This window comes from Mesorhizobium sp. M7A.F.Ca.CA.003.01.2.1 (assembly GCF_003998945.1).
GTDB lineage: Bacteria > Pseudomonadota > Alphaproteobacteria > Rhizobiales > Rhizobiaceae > Mesorhizobium > Mesorhizobium ciceri.
Window position 1 is genome coordinate 20,084 of the sequence record NZ_RZRA01000002.1, and the last position, 16,255, is coordinate 36,338.

The 16,255-nt window shown below is 58.9% G+C and carries 15 protein-coding genes and 3 pseudogenes; 14 read left to right on the forward strand and 4 right to left on the reverse strand.

All coding sequences use genetic code 11. The annotated features are described in order from the left end of the window. Window positions 1-191: 191 nt before the first annotated feature. Together EN969_RS00265 and EN969_RS00270 are read right to left on the reverse strand one after the other, a co-directional pair. Window positions 192-1,223, reverse strand: a pseudogene (locus EN969_RS00265) (ChuX/HutX family heme-like substrate-binding protein); the annotation flags it as partial. A 51-nt stretch (window positions 1,224-1,274) separates the two neighbouring features. Next, a complete protein-coding gene (locus EN969_RS00270) occupies window positions 1,275-1,598 on the reverse strand; it encodes a hypothetical protein (RefSeq protein ID WP_126066777.1) in 324 nt (107 codons plus the stop codon). Between the two features lie 210 nt (window positions 1,599-1,808). On the opposite strand from EN969_RS00270, the gene EN969_RS00275 reads away from it, so the two are divergent. The 14 genes and pseudogenes from EN969_RS00275 (at window position 1,809) to EN969_RS00345 (ending at window position 13,310) form a co-directional block, all read left to right on the forward strand. Further along, the gene (locus EN969_RS00275) at window positions 1,809-2,129 is read left to right on the forward strand and encodes an iron-sulfur cluster assembly accessory protein (protein WP_029356570.1); all 321 of its coding nucleotides are present in this window, start codon (window positions 1,809-1,811) and stop codon (window positions 2,127-2,129) included. A 347-nt stretch (window positions 2,130-2,476) separates the two neighbouring features. Then, entirely contained in the window at window positions 2,477-3,688 is a 1,212-nt protein-coding gene (nifS, locus tag EN969_RS00280) for a cysteine desulfurase NifS (RefSeq protein ID WP_063169388.1), read from the forward strand. 179 nt (window positions 3,689-3,867) lie between these two features. Continuing rightward, the gene (nifW, locus tag EN969_RS00285) at window positions 3,868-4,245 is read left to right on the forward strand and encodes a nitrogenase stabilizing/protective protein NifW (protein ID WP_063169389.1); all 378 of its coding nucleotides are present in this window, start codon (window positions 3,868-3,870) and stop codon (window positions 4,243-4,245) included. Window positions 4,246-4,433: 188 nt separating this feature from the next. Continuing rightward, window positions 4,434-5,285 (forward strand): electron transfer flavoprotein subunit beta/FixA family protein, encoded by an 852-nt coding sequence (locus EN969_RS00290; RefSeq protein WP_063169390.1) that lies wholly within the window; start codon window positions 4,434-4,436, stop codon window positions 5,283-5,285. A gap of 16 nt (window positions 5,286-5,301) precedes the next feature. Next, the gene (locus EN969_RS00295; RefSeq protein ID WP_024505237.1) at window positions 5,302-6,411 is read left to right on the forward strand and encodes an electron transfer flavoprotein subunit alpha/FixB family protein; all 1,110 of its coding nucleotides are present in this window, start codon (window positions 5,302-5,304) and stop codon (window positions 6,409-6,411) included. 10 nt (window positions 6,412-6,421) lie between these two features. Further along, a complete protein-coding gene (locus tag EN969_RS00300; protein ID WP_063169391.1) occupies window positions 6,422-7,726 on the forward strand; it encodes an FAD-binding protein in 1,305 nt (434 codons plus the stop codon). A 12-nt stretch (window positions 7,727-7,738) separates the two neighbouring features. Then, window positions 7,739-8,038 carry a ferredoxin family protein gene (locus EN969_RS00305; protein ID WP_024505235.1) on the forward strand — a complete coding sequence of 100 codons (300 nt, stop codon included), beginning with the start codon at window positions 7,739-7,741 and terminating at the stop codon, window positions 8,036-8,038. 255 nt (window positions 8,039-8,293) lie between these two features. After that, window positions 8,294-9,010 carry an alpha/beta fold hydrolase gene (locus EN969_RS00310; protein ID WP_063169392.1) on the forward strand — a complete coding sequence of 239 codons (717 nt, stop codon included), beginning with the start codon at window positions 8,294-8,296 and terminating at the stop codon, window positions 9,008-9,010. Window positions 9,011-9,701: 691 nt separating this feature from the next. Next, window positions 9,702-9,788, forward strand: a pseudogene (locus EN969_RS00320) (helix-turn-helix domain-containing protein); the annotation flags it as partial. A 273-nt stretch (window positions 9,789-10,061) separates the two neighbouring features. Beyond that, window positions 10,062-11,543 carry a nitrogenase cofactor biosynthesis protein NifB gene (nifB, locus tag EN969_RS00325; RefSeq protein WP_063169393.1) on the forward strand — a complete coding sequence of 494 codons (1,482 nt, stop codon included), beginning with the start codon at window positions 10,062-10,064 and terminating at the stop codon, window positions 11,541-11,543. Window positions 11,544-11,572: 29 nt separating this feature from the next. Then, a complete protein-coding gene (locus EN969_RS00330; RefSeq protein WP_024505232.1) occupies window positions 11,573-11,767 on the forward strand; it encodes a 4Fe-4S binding protein in 195 nt (64 codons plus the stop codon). A gap of 85 nt (window positions 11,768-11,852) precedes the next feature. After that, window positions 11,853-12,173 carry a nitrogen fixation protein NifZ gene (locus EN969_RS00335; RefSeq protein ID WP_024505231.1) on the forward strand — a complete coding sequence of 107 codons (321 nt, stop codon included), beginning with the start codon at window positions 11,853-11,855 and terminating at the stop codon, window positions 12,171-12,173. Further along, complete coding sequence (nifT, locus tag EN969_RS00340; protein WP_024505230.1) at window positions 12,170-12,382, forward strand: putative nitrogen fixation protein NifT; 213 nt, start codon at window positions 12,170-12,172, stop codon at window positions 12,380-12,382. The genes EN969_RS00335 and nifT overlap by 4 nt, the downstream gene beginning before the upstream one ends. Before the next feature lie 34 nt (window positions 12,383-12,416). Further along, window positions 12,417-13,310, forward strand: coding sequence for an SIR2 family protein (locus tag EN969_RS00345; RefSeq protein ID WP_024505229.1), 894 nt, complete (start codon window positions 12,417-12,419; stop codon window positions 13,308-13,310). Between the two features lie 307 nt (window positions 13,311-13,617). Here EN969_RS00345 and EN969_RS00350 read toward each other — a convergent pair whose 3' ends face one another. Together EN969_RS00350 and nifA are read right to left on the reverse strand one after the other, a co-directional pair. After that, window positions 13,618-14,184: a sugar O-acetyltransferase gene (locus EN969_RS00350; protein WP_024505228.1), complete on the reverse strand. Its 567-nt coding sequence runs from the start codon at window positions 14,182-14,184 to the stop codon at window positions 13,618-13,620. A 464-nt stretch (window positions 14,185-14,648) separates the two neighbouring features. After that, window positions 14,649-15,692 (reverse strand): annotated as a pseudogene (gene nifA / locus EN969_RS00355) (nif-specific transcriptional activator NifA); the annotation flags it as partial. Between the last annotated feature and the right edge of the window lie 563 nt (window positions 15,693-16,255).

Here is a 16,255-nt window from a genome sequence, read left to right on the forward strand (position 1 = left end):
GGCTTCGTCGTAACCATGCGGTCGATGGGGCAGCGCCAAATTGCTTCCTGCTCATCGCGTTGCGATAATACAGCGCGCTTATTGCGTCATCGTGTCCCCGGTCTCGGCTTCAATGCCCGGCTACTGGCTGCGGAGGCAGATGGGCGCCGGCGTCCCACCGACGACGATCGGTCTTTTCTCATGTAGCTGTCGGGGAAACGAGGCAGGTTTTCCGCCAGAACCCGCCAGTCGTCGCGCTCGCGTTCGCCTTCCTTGCGCGCACCGAACAACTGGATGATGATCTTGCCGTCGGACCCATATGCTTCGAGCGAGGTGACGTGACTGTCATTGGTCGGCTTGCGCACGGCCCAAACCTCACGGATTTGGTGGGTCCTGAGATGCAGCCGGAACGTTTCGTCCAGCACATGGATGCACGGCCCGATCTGCTTGACCGACTTGATTAAGCCGGAATGGGTCTGGATAGAACCTCGGTTGCCGACGAAGCACATGATCGGCAATTCGTCTTCGGCCGCACGCTGGAGCACGGCGCCAACTGCGGCATTGTCGAGCAGCCAAGCGTAATCCTGGCCGACCATGCGCAAAGCCTGGCAGCGGCTGAGCTTGAGCGTCTTTAGAAGGTTGACGTCAGTCAGCCGGCTCCAGTACTCGCGTAGGTCGTCCACCGTGCCGGCCCAGTCCGCAGTCCTCGCGCCCAGGTCGGCTACTCTCGCCTTAAGCGACATGGTCGGCTCCTGGTTGGCGGATACGAGCTCGGCCACCAGCTTTCGATAGGCATGAAGGTTGGAGACCGGCCTGAGATGCACCTTATGCACTGCTGCGCCGGCGGCGTCGAAGAATTGCAAACTGCGCTGGATTCCGCCGCGATGGCGCCTTTCAACAGCGAAACCATACCTCCAAGCCTGCGGGAAGACGCGAAGGTCGAATTCGTCACCAAGGACCATGGCGTGATTGTTGCCGGTTATCACTCTGTTGAAGACGCCAATCTTTTCGTGCACGGCACCTTGATTGCGGGTCAGCGCCGTCACTTCGCCCACGAATTCGAGGCCCGTCAGAAGGTGATTGACGCGCGGGTCGATGCGTGCCGCGCCGAAACCGCAATGGGCCGCGACCAGTTCCGCTTCCGAAATGGCCAATTGGGCGGCGAAATCACGCGCGGGAATGTTCGGACAGACTTCCCACGCACGCCGGATTTCGTTGGGCGACCGCTTCTTGCGCTGATCCATGTTTTTACCCCTGCCCCGTTCTTCTTTTGACGATCGATCGAAAAACGGGCCTCAGGGATGTGCACGGCGGACGCGATCGATCGTCAGGCACATGCCAGTCGAATCCTGTCTCCGGGCGGTCAGCGGCCAATCGCCGGTAGCGAGCGATTGTTGGGTGGTCGGCGCCAATCGGCCGATCGAGCATTCGGGTACCACCGGCGGTGCTGCTTTCCCACCAAGGCGGGTCTGATGGATCATATTGCTTTCCTTCGTTCTTCGATTGCGAGGGCAACCCAAAGGTGAATCGGCCGGCAATTTTGCCGCCGCAACGAAGGCTTCACAAAAATCGTGCCAGTTGCTCCGCGGCAAGCTCTGAACATCTTTGGCTCTGTTCATTGCTTTACGCGTGAGTGCATCGCGAACTCAGGCGCCCTTCCTGTGACGCGGACGCGACAAACCCGACAGTAAGTGTCGGTTGTCGGACGTCTCCCCAGCAATCGAGCATAAGAGACGTCGGGATGTCCTACGGTTTTTGACACGTCTTCCCTTTGGCACGGTCCATGCGAGATGATCCACGAAAACGCCGGACCGAGGAGAAATCGAGCCATGATTACGCTCACCGACAACGCTGTTGCCGCCATCAAGGCCGCTCTTTACCGCGCCAGCGAGCCGGCGGAAGGATTTCGCATCATGGTCCATGCCGGCGGCTGCGCCGGCTTCCAATACTCAATGGGCCTGGAGAGCGTCTCACGTGAGGGCGATGCGATCATCGAGCGAGATGGGCTCAAGGTGTTCATGGATAGAGGCTCCCAACCCCATGCCGCCGGCATGACCGTGGACTTCGTCACTGGGCTCGAAACATCCGGCTTTGTTTTCGATAACCCCAATGCGCGTGAGACGTGCGGCTGCGGCAAGTCCTGCAAATGATTGCGAGGGAACAGGCTATGTTCGACTATAGCGACGCCAAGGAATACTGCGTCGAACCGGTAACCGCCGGCGCTCTGGAACCGGCCGACACGCACTGTCGGCCCGGAACAATTGCGTTCGGTGATGCACCAAATCGCGATCATCGATCGTTGCCGTGGGCAAGCAAACAAAATTGCCCGAAACAGCTGAATTCCCGGCGGATGCCGCCACCAAAGGGCAATGTCGACAGCGACCGGTCAGCCAAGCCATCGCTCCCCCGGCCGCCCACCTTACCAGATACGATATGCGCCAGAGGTTCAATGGCCCGACTACCCTTGAATCATTTCAGCAGTTGAAGGATCACTCCCATGAACCCTGTCTATCTCGACAACAACGCAACGACGCGGGTTGATCCTGCAGTCGTTGGAGCGATGTTGCCTTTCTTTACGGAGCAATTTGGCAATCATTCGTCCATGCACGCCTATGGCGCATCGGTTGCTGAAGCCGTGAGAAAGGCGAGGCAACAGTTGCAAGCCCTCATCGGCGCGGGATTCGAGGACGAGATCATCTTCACCTCGGGCGGGACTGAAAGCGACAGTACAGCCATCCTTTCGGCGCTGGAGGTGATGCCCGACCGAACGGAAATAGTGACTTCCGCGGTTGAACATCCGGCCGTTCTGAAGTTGTGCGCGCACCTTGAGAAGACGCGCGGCGTCAAGGTGCACATTATCCCAGTCGATCACTACGGCCGGCTCGACCTGGACGCCTACAGAACCGCCCTCACCCCACAAGTGGCAATCGTCTCGATAATGTGGGCGAACAATGAGACCGGTACGATCTTTCCCGTGGTTAAGCTTGCCGATCTAGCCAGGGAAGTCGGCGCGCTTTTCCACACTGATGCAGTGCAGGCGGTCGGAAGGCTTCCGATTGAGCTGAAATCGACCGCGATCGACATGCTGTCGCTCTCCGCCCACAAGCTGCATGGTCCAAAGGGGATAGGCGCGCTTTATGTAAGACGTGGCGTGCGCTTCTCCTCCATGATCAAGGGTGGGCACCAAGAGCGCGACCGGCGTGCAGGCACTGAAAACACACCCGGCATAGTCGGACTGGGCATGGCGGCCGAACTCGCCTTGAAATTCATGGACGAGACAAAACGAATAAAATGGTTGCGCGACCGCCTTGAGAACGGGATCATCCAGCGCATCCCAAACACATCCATCAACGGCGATCCGCAAGAGCGATTGCCAAACACTGCAAACATTGGATTCGAAGGTATCGAAGGCGATGCAATTCCAATTGTCCTGAGCCGGCTGGGAATCGCCTGTTCCGCCGGGTCCGCCTGTGCCTCTGGCTCACTGGAACCGAGCCATGTTCTGATCGCTATGAACGCGGCATGTGGGGCAGTCCGCTTCTCCTTGTCGCGTGACAACGGCGAAGATGACGTAGACCGCGTGCTTGAGGTCCTGCCTGCGATCACCGAGAAGCTACGGGCCGTTCCCAGTGCTGGACTGTGCGGGCGAGGTGCAGAACAGCTTCATTCCGGCCCGGGTCCGAGCGGCACAATAGCCGACGAGCCGTGAGGTCTTCCTCAACGTGACGACCCTGCGCAAGGAGAGCAGTTAAACTCGGGGTCGCCTTCACCACTTCAGAAAAGCTTGAGATCGCCAAGTCTCTTGCCCAGCCGCCGTGCCAGAGGTCGGCACGCCGTCAGCAATGTCACCAATGCATCGACACCACAATTTCGCGCCGGGAGAATACAATGAACTGCTCCGCTGATAGCCGCCCGATCGATCGCACCGATATCCTAGCGCGACTGAAGGGCCTGTCGGCCGCGGAGGACTTCTTCGCCTGCCTTGACGTCTCCTACGACCCGAAAGTGATGAATGTCTCGCGGCTCCATATCATGAAGCGCGTGGGCCAATACCTTGCCGAAGAAGATTTCTCCGGTCTGCCTAACCAGGTAATCGCCGCGCGGGTGCGCGCCAAGCTGGAACGCGCCTACGAAGATTTCGCGACTTCCTCGCCGCTCACGCAACGTGTGTTCAAGGTGCTAAGGGACCACGATCCAAACATATGTCCCGCACCTGGCCGCGCCTTCGTCCCGCTCGACTCTGCACTGAAGCGGTTCGGAAAGTAATGAGCCCGACACGGCTGCGACGCGACAATGTCGAGAAGTCGACAAATCCAGTCCTCATGACGCCTCCTCGGAAGCAAACGAAGCCACCTTCTGGAATAGAGGCAGGAAGACGACTTGGCATGAACGATGCAGGCAATGAGGTGAACCGCCAAGCACGAATCCGGACTGGGAGCTTAGAGAAACCGCCAATGCATATCGTAGTCTGCATCAAGCAGGTGCCGGATTCGGCACAGATCCGCGTGCACCCGGTGACGAACACGATCATGCGTCAGGGTGTTCCGACCATCATCAATCCTTACGACCTGTTCGCCCTCGAAGAAGCGCTCAAACTGCGCGACGTTCATGGTGGCGAGGTTACTGTGCTCACAATGGGTCCGCCCATGGCGGAGGACTCGCTGCGAAAGGCGCTCGGTTACGGTGCTGACCGAGCAGTTCTCTTGACGGACCGCTATTTTGCCGGATCCGATACGCTGGCGACTTCCTTTGCTCTTTCGCAAGCAATCGCAAAAATTGGGGAGACTTTCGGCAGGCCGGACATCGTCTTCACCGGCAAGCAGACGATTGACGGCGATACCGCCCAGGTCGGACCGGGCATAGCCAAGCGCCTAGATTTATCGCAACTTACCTATGTCGCGAAGATTGCCTCCATCGATCTCGATACGCGAGAGATCGAAGTCGCTCGTCGCGCCGAAGGCGGCACCCAGTTGCTGAAGAGCAGACTCCCTTGCCTCATTACCATGCTGGAAGACACCAACGAAATCCGCCGGGGCTCGCTCCAGCAGGCTCTGTGCGCGGCGCGCAGCCAAGTCGTGAAGTGGACTGCAGCCGACGCCGGCATTGACGATCTCACCCGGTGCGGTCTGCGTGGCTCGCCTACAGTCGTCAAGCGTGTTTTCGCCCCCACCGCACGGGCAGAAAGGGCGGCGCAGATCGACACCGCGGAAAGGGGCTTGCAGGACATAGCCGATGAACTCATCGCCGATATCTTAACCCGCCGGCCGGCGCTGGAACATGAGCTGGCCTTCAACAGCGGCACGTGACGGCCAGGAGCAGAAAATGTCGACCGCAAGCCAAACTACCCCTCGCATTGCCCCCGGCCGTGCCGGTGTAAAGAAAGAACTTCCCGACCGTTTCAAAGACTACCGGCACGTGTGGGTCTTCCTCGAGCTCGAACGCGGCAATGTGCATCCTGTATCATTCGAACTGCTGGGCGAAGGCCGCAAATTAGCCGACAAGCTTGAAGTCCAGCTCGCGGGCGTCGTGCTGGGACCGCCGGGCGAGATGGTCGAGGACGCTGTTGCCGAGGCCTTCGCTTACGGGGCGGATCTTGTCTACATCGTCGATGCGCCGCCGCTCGCCGACTACCGGAACGAGCCGTTCGCCAAGGCGCTCACGGATCTGGTCAATACCCATAAACCCGAAATCCTCCTTCTCGGCGCGACCACACTGGGCAGGGATCTTGCAGGCTCGGTAGCGACGACCCTGCAGACGGGGCTCACGGCCGACTGCACCGAACTTGATGTAGATTCCGACGGTTCACTCGCCGCGACCCGTCCGACTTTTGGTGGCTCATTGTTGTGTACGATCTATACACTAAATTACCGGCCGCAAATGGCGACGGTGCGACCAAGGGTCATGCCTATGCCGCAACGGGTGGATAAGCCGGTCGGGCGTGTCATGCGGCACAAGCTGTCGCTCGTTGAGGACGATATCGTCACCAAAGTCCTCGGCTTCCTACCGGATAACCAGTCGGCAATGGCAAATCTTGCCTATGCGGATGTCGTGGTTGCGGGAGGCCTCGGTCTCGGAGCGGCGGAGAACCTTCAGCTTGTGAAGAATCTTGCCCGAGCGATCGGCGCCGAGCATGGCTGTTCGCGCCCCTTGGTCCAGAAGGGCTGGATGCCGGCTGATCGACAGATTGGACAAACTGGCAAGACCATTCGACCGAAGCTTTACATCGCGGCCGGAATTTCCGGCGCCATCCAGCACCGAGTTGGGGTCGAGGGGGCCGATCTCATCGTCGCGATCAACACCGATCCGAACGCGCCGATTTTCGAGTTCGCCCACCTCGGGATCGTCACGGATGCAATCCGCTTCCTGCCCGCACTGACGGAAGCCTTCACCCGGCGGCTGTCGCCGCACAGTCGAGACAAGCTTGCGAGTTGAGGGAGAGGACATGATTGAACAATTCGATGCCATTGTGGTCGGAGCCGGCATGTCTGGAAACGCAGCTGCTTACACTTTGGCAAGCCAGGGGCTGAAGGTCCTGCAGTTGGAGCGCGGGGAATATCCGGGCTCTAAGAACGTCCAGGGTGCCATAATGTACGCGAACATGCTGGAGAAGATCATCCCGGACTTCCGGGATGATGCGCCCCTCGAGCGGCACCTGGTCGAACAGCGACTTTGGGTGATGGACGACACGTCTCACACCGGAATTCATTACCGGTCGGACGACTTCAATGAGGCGAAACCCAACCGCTACACGATCATCCGCGCCCAGTTCGACAAATGGTTTTCCCGCAAGGTGCGCGAGGCTGGCGCGACGGTCCTGTGTGAGACGACCGCGACGGAACTCGTCCGTGATGGCAATGGCAAGGTGATCGGCGTCCGCACAGACCGGGCTGGCGGAGTGGTCTTCGCGAATGTGGTCGTTCTCGCAGAAGGGGTGTCGGGATTGCTTGGCACTCGCGCAGGCCTGCGCGAGATGCCGAAGCCGGAGACCGTGGCGATTGCCGTCAAGGAAATGCATTTCTTGCCCGAAGAGGTCATTGGCCAGCGGTTCGGGGTGAAGGGCGATGAAGGCTGCGTAATCGAGGCCGTGGGCACGATCTCTCGCAGCATGGCCGGGCTCGGCTTCCTTTACACCAATAAGGAGTCGATTTCACTCGGCATCGGCTGCCTGGTCTCGGATTTCGCCGCGACGATGGAGAGCCCGTCCGCCCTCCTGGATGCGATGAAAAACCATCCTTCGATCCGGCCGCTGATCGCTGGCTCGGAGGTGAAAGAATATGCCGCCCATCTTATCCCCGAAGGTGGTTACAGGGCCATTCCGCAGCTATTCGGCGACGGTTGGGTCATCGTCGGCGACGCAGCGCAACTGAACAATGCCATTCACCGTGAGGGTTCGAACCTTGCCATGACCTCGGGTCGTGTCGCGGCTGAGGCGATCATCAAAGTCAAAAGCCGCAACGGTCCTATGACCAAAGCGAACCTTGCGCTCTACAAGACGATGCTGGATGACTCCTTTGTGATCAAGGATCTTAAGAAATACAAGGACATGCCAGCCTTACTCCACACCAATTCCAGCAACTTTTTTGACAGCTATCCGCGGTTGATGTCGCATGCCGCTCAGACCTTCATGCGTGTCGACGGCACGCCGAAGATCGAGAAGGAAAAGAACACCACGGCCGCCTTCATCAACGCGCGCTCGCGCTGGGGGTTGGTCAGCGACGCGGTCCGCCTGGCATTGGCATGGCGCTGAAGAGGGTACAAGATGACGATCGCAGTGACGAAGGTTCGTGTCGAGGACAAACTTTACCAGAACCGCTATCTGGTCGATTCCGGCCGCCCCCATATCATAGTGCGACCGCACGACAAGCCAAGCGCGAACTTGCTTGCGTTGACCTACGTCTGTCCGGCGAAATGCTATGAGTTGAATGACAAGGGTCAAGTCGAGATCACCGCCGACGGCTGCATGGAATGCGGCACCTGCCGGATATTGTGCGAGAAAGGCGGCGACATCGAGTGGAACTATCCGCGCGGCGGCTTTGGTGTCCTGTTCAAGTTCGGATGATCAGCCGGTGCCAAGAGCATGCCGGCAGCGAGCAACTGCGGCACACCATGAGCCTCTCCATCCACTTGCAAAGAGCTAGTGAATATTGGGTTTCGCAATTCAAGTTTCCTCGACTTGGTAGGGGTATCCTCAGGCCACGGGGCGCCTGTGCCGGACTTACCACCGGTAACGTGGTCGAGCCCCTTTGGACAATGTCCGGCCATCGTGCCGGATGGCAGCCACAACGGCCGGTGAGCAAATGGAACGGCACAATCCATGATAAAGACGTATGTGCTAGTGCATGGTGCCTGGCATGGCGGATGGTGTTGGCGGGACGTCGCCGCCAATCTTCGCAAGATGGGATGCCACGTGACCACGCCTACCCAGACAGGTGTCGGCGAACGCGCACGTTTGCTGTGCAAGGACATCACGCCCGACACATTCGTGACCGACATCGTCAACCACATTGTAACGGAAGAGCTGAGCGATGTGATCCTTGTCGGTCACAGTCTAGGCGGCATCAGCATCACCGGCGCCGCCGACCGGATACCCGACCATATCAGCCATCTCGTTTATCTCGACGGCGCCATCGTCGAGAGCGGTCAAAGTGTATTCAGCACCATGCCCCCCGACATCGTCGCCGCCCGTCGAAAATTGGTTGCGGAGGAAGGACGGGGTATCTTCATGCCGACTCCGCCGCCAACAGCATTCGGCACTCCCGAGGGACACTCGCTCACGGACTGGGTGCGGCGCCGGATAACACCGCATCCGGCAGGCACCTACGAAAGCGGACTTAAGCTCGAGCACCCGCTCGGCAACGGCAGACCCCGAACCTATGTCGTCTGCACTAATCCACTCCACCCGCCGATGGCGGGAGCGCGAGAATGGGTCGCGAAGCAGGATGGCTGGGCGTGGCAGGAACTCGCCACTGGCCACGACGCAATGATCCTCGCGCCGACGGAAGTTGCTCTCCTTCTTAGCGCTGTCGGCTGAGGAACCAAGTAGGGGGAGCGGCGGCCGATTCTCAGGCCGTGGCCTTGAGCTCTGGTGCAAGGATGTAGGCCCAACGGGTCGTTCCGGTGGCGCCACCGAAACCACTAGGCGGGAGTGGCCTGTCCTGCCGACGTCGCAAGCTTGCGAGCGTTCCGCCGCGGCCGCAGCCCGTAGCGCCGGGCAACCTCCGAGATCACCGCGTCGGCTCCAGGGTCTCGGAGATGACTCCGTGCCTTGTCGTCCATCGACCAATGCCGCCGACCAACAGCGCCGTTGATCACCCTCGAAAACGCCGAGGCTGCCGCTCAGGGTCAATCGTAAGTTCAAGTTCAGACACAAGCCGATCTCCGATCCACCTCAGAATCGGCAGGCCCACAGATCGCGGGTCCTCCTGGAAGGACACAGCGCTTACCCTTGAAATATGGAGAACCATGGCTTTGCGCCGTCGGCAGTTGAGCTGATCTCGCAATGCTATTTCCCCGGCAACGTCCGCGAGCCGGAGAACTGCGTGCTTGGCGTTCTCCTCTGGAAGGAACCAATCTTTCGGAACGTGGCAATGTCATCGACGAGCTCTCACGGGCCAGCACGATGCCGGTTCGGCGCATCGGCGCCCGCCTGAACACGAGATGGCCACTTGCGATTCTAACGATACGGCCGGACGGGGGCTGGGACCGCGGCGGACGAAGCGTGACGGCTGATCGACACAATGGAGAAGGCCGGCTGGGTTCAGGCTAATGCGGCTCGAATTCTCGGCCTCAAGCTGCGACAAGTCGGCTAGGCGATACGCCGGCATAGTATCGAGGTGAAGGAACTTCTAAGAGCCTGATGAGCCAATCGTCAGGCCAGTGGTCTTGCGCGCCCTGTGCGCGACAAGGAGTGCTTCGTGCTTCTGAACGGATTTGGACTTGCACTGTCGCAAGCAGGACAAAATTGTGTCGCGCCGGCCTGACACAATGCGATATCGACCCGAATAGTGAACTGAAGCCGCTTTTTTCAGTTGGTATGGCTCTTGCACCTTGAACCGCGACGTTACCAGCAACGGAGCCGTTTGATGTCCTCACCGACAGTTTCGATTGAGGGGCCGACTAGCACGACATCCGAGGGTCTTCTGGCAGCCGCGAAATCCGGTGGCTGCGCATCGTCTTCCTACGGCTCGTCGCCGACCAGCCCGGGCGAAGAGGATCCGGCTATTTGGGAAAGGATCAAGGATCACCCCTGCTTTTCGGAGGAAGCGCATCATTATTTCGCGCGTATGCATGTGGCGGTCGCGCCGGCTTGCAATGTCCAGTGCAACTATTGCAATCGCAAATACGATTGCGCCAACGAGAGCCGGCCTGGTGTTGTGTCTGAGAAGTTGACGCCCGACCAAGCGCTACGCAAGGTCATCGCCGTTGCCAACAAAGTTCCGCAGCTTTCGGTTCTTGGCATCGCTGGGCCGGGGGATGCCTGTTACGATTGGGAGAAAACGAAGGCAACGTTCGACCGCGTCATCAGGGAAATCCCCGACATAAAGCTGTGCGTCTCCACTAATGGGCTCGTGCTGCCGGACCATGTCGCCGAGCTTGCCGAAATGAATGTTGATCACGTGACGATCACCATCAACATGGTCGACCCGGAAGTCGGCGCGAAGATCTATCCATGGATCTTTTATGAAAATCGCCGCTACTTCGGCATCGAAGCCGCTCGAATCTTGCACGCGCGGCAGATGCTGGGCCTGGAGATGCTGAGCGCGCGCGGCATCCTCACCAAAATCAACTCGGTGATGATTCCTGGAGTGAACGACCAGCACCTGTTTGAGGTGAACAAAATGGTCAGGGAGCGGGGCGCGTTTCTGCACAACGTGATGCCTCTGATTTCGGACCCGGCGCACGGTACCCACTACGGACTCATCGGGCAGCGCGGCCCAACGGCAACGGAGATGATGGCTCTTCAGGATCGACTTGAAGGTGGCGCCAAGTTGATGCGCCACTGCCGGCAGTGCCGGGCAGATGCTGTCGGCCTGCTCGGTGAAGATCGTGGCCAGGAATTCACGCTGGACGGTATTCCCGACGATGTCGCCTACGATGCTGGCAAGCGTCAGGCCTATCGGCAGGTGGTCGCACACGAGCGCCGTGATCATGAGGCGGCGAGGAGCGAGGCCATCGGTATGGTCAAGGCAACAGACTCCGAAAAGTCGCTTCTGGTTGCGGTGGCCACTAAGGGAGGTGGACGGGTCAACGAACACTTCGGCCACGCGAAGGAATTCCAGGTTTATGAAGTCTCGCCTAGAGGGATCAGCTTGGTCGGGCATCGGAAGGTCGAGCGGTATTGCCTCGGAGGCGGGGGCGAAGACGCCATCCTCGAGGGCGTCATCGCAGCGCTCGAAGGCATACACATAGTGCTATGCGCCAAGATCGGAAATCGCCCGAAGGAACAACTCTCGCGAGTTGGACTGCGCGTAACCGACGCCTATGGCCATGACTACATCGAGACCGCAGTCAGCGCACTTTACGCGGCAGAGTTTGGGATCAGACCACTAGCGGCGACGGCCTGAGCCGTCTCGTCCGATAACCAGGAGTTAGAATGGCTTTAAAGATCATCGCATCCCAATGTACCCAATGCGGGGCCTGCGAGTTCGAATGTCCTTCGGAAGCGATCAAGTTCAAGGGCGACGCCTATGTGATCGATCCAAACAAGTGCACCGAATGCAAGGAGGCCTTCGATACGCAGCAATGCGTGTCGGTCTGTCCGGTACCGAAAACCTGCGTTCCCGCTTGATTCCTACCGAAACGGTCGGGTTCGCCGCACGACGACGCCTGCAACCCGCGACCACAACAAAAGCCTCGAGAAAGGAATGGACAGCATGTGGTCCAGACGCGAACAGGAGGTCGAAATCGGCAGACCGCCACGGTTCATGCAGGGTGAGCGGGTCCGTGCGATACGCCACATAAAAAACGACGGCACCTATCCCGGCAAGGAGATCGGCGAAAACCTCGTGCGGAAGGGCGACGAAGGCTACGTGCGCGACATTGGAACCTTTCTCCAGCAATTCTTCATCTATGCGGTCGAATGGATCGATCGTGGCACGGTCGTCGGCATGCGAGCGCGCGAACTCATTAGCCTCGACAAAGTCGAGGTTCCCTGCGGAGCTGAAGGCATTTCCAACGGGGGAACAGCCGGATGAAAGTAATGATTCGCAGGACCGCTACTGGCTTGTCGGCTTATGTCCCCAAGAAGGATCTCGAAGAGCCGATCACCGAGATTGAGAACGCTGACTTATGGGGCGGGACCGTGACGCTCAGGAACGGTTGGCGGCTCATGCTGCCCGACCTTCCGCGCGACACGCGTTTGCCGATCACCGTCGAGGCGATGAAGATTTCCGACGGGGCCTGATGCCGGTGGGTTCAGTGGCGGAGAGGAAACGCGTATGAACACGATGCTGAGCTGGGACCATCTCGTCGTCGTCCGGGGCAGTTTTGCCAAAAAACTGATTGACCTGCTGAACGGCGCTCTCAAGGCCGATCGAGTGATCCCCTATCTCGGTCCTGGTCTTCTGCAGCTTAACCCACCGGAATCCCCTGTACCTTGCACCCCTGAAGATGTCGCCGCGGCCCTCAACAAGCGGGCGCCTGCCCCTTCCAGGATTCGCACCAATATGTGGTCGGTCGCGCAGTTTATCGAGCAGCGCCGACATCGTCGGACTCTCCAAGCGTGGATGGCGGAGATATTCGCAGCCCCCGCCGAGCCGACCGTTCTTCACGCCTGGCTCGCAACCCTTCAACTGTCTGTCATCATCGACAGCTGGTACGATGGCGCCATGCGAGCAGCCCTTGCAGAGGCCGGCCAAACAGACGTTGTCGAGATACAAGGAACGACGCGCGCGACCGGAATCGGTAACATCTGGACGAGAACTTACGATTTGTCAGGAACAGAACTCGAGGCCGAACAAGTGGCTAGGACGGTGCTCTATGCGCCGCACGGCAGCGTCAGGCCGGCGGCAAACTTCCTCGTGGCTGATTCCGATTACGTCGAAGTCCTAACCGAAATTGATATCCAGACGCCGATCCCGGACGCGGTGAAGCAACGGCGCGTCAACCGGGGTTTTTTCTTCGTGGGCTGCCGCTTCAACGATCAGATGCTGCGCACATATGCCAGACAGCTGATGAAGCGCTCCACTGGCCCACATTTTGCGGTGATCGATTCGGCTACGCTGACCAGAAACGAACGTCGTTTCCTTGCCGAAGGCGCAATCACGGTCATCGACATGCCGATCCGCAACGCCGCGGCTCGCCTCGTCGGGGTCGATGCTAGCCAGGATTAATGGCCGGCGATTGCTGGTGAGTCGCTGCTTGCCTCCAAGGGCGAAAACTCAGTTGGGAATACATTCGTGAGCAGTAATGCTAGTGGCAGCACAACGTAGGCTCTGAATTCGTTGGGCCATGTGAAAGGGTCCGCTGCTGCGGGACGTGAGCACGTTGCGGCGGCATTACGCACATGATCTTGTGACCCCCGTGGCAAAAGAACTGAAGCGCCCGAGTCGCGACAACATATGCAGCGCTCAATGGCTTCGACAAAAATTCGGCACAGTTTCGACAGTTCGCATGCACCTCCAGGGTCAACGAGGTTGATTATGCCTGTTTATGTGGGTCGGCCACGCGAGCAGGAATTCCCACTACCTTTGCCCCGGCGGGAACATCTCGTGTGACCACGCAGCCAGCGCCTACCACTGCATTATCACCAATCGTGACGCCAGGCAGAATGATTGCTCCACCGCCGATCCAGACACGGCTGCCAATGTGAACAGGACGCCCGACCTGCAGGCCGGCCTGCCGCTGCTCGGCATCATGTGGATGATCGGCGGTATAAATCTGCACAGCAGGCCCAATTGCCGTTCCTTGCCCGATTTTGACCTCTACCACGTCAAGAATAACGCAGTTGAAGTTGATGTAGGCATTGGCTCCAATGCGGATATTGAATCCGTAGTCGCAAAAAAAGGGCGGACGGATGACCGTTCCGCGCCCAACCTCTCCCAGCCGCTCGGACAAAAGCTCATGCCAATGCCCCGTGGTCTGCCCCAGCGTATCATTGTACCGCTTGAGCCAAGCCCCGGTTGCCAACAGGTCAGCTTGGATCTCCGGATCCGCCGCATTGTAAAACTCGCCTGCGAGCATCTTTTCTTTTTGGCTACGCATCATAGTCTCCCGTCAGGTCGTGTCCCGTACAGTGATGCAGGAACGCACATCAAACTGCCTCGGCAACTTTGTAACTCGATCTTGCCGGGCGCGCGGTCGGTCACGAGCCGGGGCGACAGTTTCGTCTCGACCAACTTCCAAGAATTTGGATATCGGAGATCAACCGGTCGCAGGGGCCAATACCTGACGAAGTCGGCAACTGTCCAGCGGTCGAACTCACTTTCATGCCCATCTCAGATTGCGTGATATCGAGCGGTAAGCCATCAGCTAATGTATCGACCAGGTCCCGCCAGAGGATTACTCCTTTTTAGTTTGTCAGTCGCAGAGCCCCAGTACGACTGGTGGTAGAAAGCACACGGCCGGAATCTTGGCAGCGCTGTTCACACCCACTTCGTAAGCCTGGCCGATGGGCTCGGCGCCAGAGCACCAATGCTTGACCTGCTCCAGCTCTTGCTCGGCGGGTTGTTTCAGAGACGCTTGATCTCGATACCGCGTTTTCTCAGCACGTAGCCGATCTGGCGCGGGGTCAAACCGAGCAGGCGCGCCGCCTTTGCCTGCACCCAGCCACACTTTTCCATGGCAGCAATGACCGTATCGGCATCGGGCACCCTACCACGAGTCGTGGCAGGGCCTATCGGCGCTTGCCCGTCGCCGACGGGCGGGGCGGCACAGGCGGCGGAAGGCTCGATCGTAGTCGACTTCTCTGACGTCGGCTGTCCGTTCTTCCACAGCGCCGCGGCCAAGCACTGATCCGCGTAACAGGCAAAGTCAGTTCTGAGGATTGATGGACCCGTCGCCAGAACTGCCGTCCGTTGAACGCAGTTTTCGAGCTCTCGGATGTTACCTGGAAATTCGCAGTTCATTAGCACCTCAATCGCTTCGGGAGCGAAGGTCAGCGTGTGATCATTCTCAGTATTGAAATTCTTGAGAAACTGAGCGGCCAAGAGCGGAATATCACCTCGCCTTTCGCGCAATGCCGGCACGCGTAAAGTGACGACGTTGATGCGATAATAGAGGTCTTGCCGGAACTCCTTGCGTTGAACTGCCGTTTCCAAGTCCCTGTTCGTTGCGGCAATCACGCGAACATCAACTTTAATGGTGTGGTTGCTGCCGACGCGCTCAAACTCCTGCTCCTGCAGGACACGCAGCAGCTTAGCCTGGAACGAACCTGATATTTCGCCAATCTCGTCCAGAAACAATGTGCCTTTGTCGGCAGCCTCAAAGCGCCCCTTGCGCAAACTGCTCGCGTCGGTGAAGGCACCCTTCTCATGACCGAACAAGTCAGATTCCAGAAGCGTCTCGGTGAGCGCCGCGCAATTGACCTTGATGAAGGGCTGCTTGGCGCGAGGCGAGAGCTCGTGAATGGCTTTGGCAACCAGCTCCTTGCCGGTTCCGGATTCACCTCGCAACAGGACCGTAGTCTTCGCCTTGGCCACCTTGACAAGGTGCTCACGCAGCTTGCGCAGCGCCTGACTATCGCCAAGCATCTCCTTGCTGATCTTTTTACGTTCCATTTGGCAGCCCATCCCACTCCGCCACCCGCCGGTAGAACTGCACTGGACGGTGAGCTGTGTTGTATTTCGCCATCATCATTCTCGATCTCACCTTTGTTGCTTCGAAATTTCCGGCGCGCGGACCCCCTCGGCAAATGGCAATGGCGCCTGAGCATCGTTGTCTTTCACCAGGACGAGCGTCTTCTCCTCCGTGCGGGCGCCCGCAATATGCGCGCTTGTTTGCGCAGGCCTTTACTCGACCGGTCGCCGTTCTGTCCGGCTTCTGCCGCACCGCAGCCTGCAAACCCATCCTTGACAAGAAAGGAGGGGAGTCAATCGAGCTCTCCTTGCATTCGTGCAAGGAAAATTGTCAGTTTGATAGAATTCTATCAAAACGGCAGAAACGCCCCGCCCCCAATTTGGCTGTACCTGCGGCGTTCAGCTTACGTGACGACATGTGCGGACTTGTCCCAATTGCCGTCCGAGTTGTGCGGGAAACAGTAGCCGCTGCGCTGTTCGCTTCAACCGCGTGATGCCGCTGACAGTAGAGGCGGCGGCTCGTCGAGCGAGGCTTCATTGTT

Excerpts from the sequence above, each read along its gene's own strand:
- EN969_RS00270 (WP_126066777.1), bottom strand. The coding sequence starts at position 1,598 with ATGAACAGAGCCAAAGATGTTCAGAGCTTGCCGCGGAGCAACTGGCAC.
- EN969_RS00275 (WP_029356570.1), top strand. The coding sequence starts at position 1,809 with ATGATTACGCTCACCGACAACGCTGTTGCCGCCATCAAGGCCGCTCTT.
- nifS (WP_063169388.1), top strand. The coding sequence starts at position 2,477 with ATGAACCCTGTCTATCTCGACAACAACGCAACGACGCGGGTTGATCCT.
- nifW (WP_063169389.1), top strand. The coding sequence starts at position 3,868 with ATGAACTGCTCCGCTGATAGCCGCCCGATCGATCGCACCGATATCCTA.
- EN969_RS00290 (WP_063169390.1), top strand. The coding sequence starts at position 4,434 with ATGCATATCGTAGTCTGCATCAAGCAGGTGCCGGATTCGGCACAGATC.
- EN969_RS00295 (WP_024505237.1), top strand. The coding sequence starts at position 5,302 with ATGTCGACCGCAAGCCAAACTACCCCTCGCATTGCCCCCGGCCGTGCC.
- EN969_RS00300 (WP_063169391.1), top strand. The coding sequence starts at position 6,422 with ATGATTGAACAATTCGATGCCATTGTGGTCGGAGCCGGCATGTCTGGA.
- EN969_RS00305 (WP_024505235.1), top strand. The coding sequence starts at position 7,739 with ATGACGATCGCAGTGACGAAGGTTCGTGTCGAGGACAAACTTTACCAG.
- EN969_RS00310 (WP_063169392.1), top strand. The coding sequence starts at position 8,294 with ATGATAAAGACGTATGTGCTAGTGCATGGTGCCTGGCATGGCGGATGG.
- nifB (WP_063169393.1), top strand. The coding sequence starts at position 10,062 with ATGTCCTCACCGACAGTTTCGATTGAGGGGCCGACTAGCACGACATCC.
- EN969_RS00330 (WP_024505232.1), top strand. The coding sequence starts at position 11,573 with ATGGCTTTAAAGATCATCGCATCCCAATGTACCCAATGCGGGGCCTGC.
- EN969_RS00335 (WP_024505231.1), top strand. The coding sequence starts at position 11,853 with ATGTGGTCCAGACGCGAACAGGAGGTCGAAATCGGCAGACCGCCACGG.
- nifT (WP_024505230.1), top strand. The coding sequence starts at position 12,170 with ATGAAAGTAATGATTCGCAGGACCGCTACTGGCTTGTCGGCTTATGTC.
- EN969_RS00345 (WP_024505229.1), top strand. The coding sequence starts at position 12,417 with ATGAACACGATGCTGAGCTGGGACCATCTCGTCGTCGTCCGGGGCAGT.
- EN969_RS00350 (WP_024505228.1), bottom strand. The coding sequence starts at position 14,184 with ATGATGCGTAGCCAAAAAGAAAAGATGCTCGCAGGCGAGTTTTACAAT.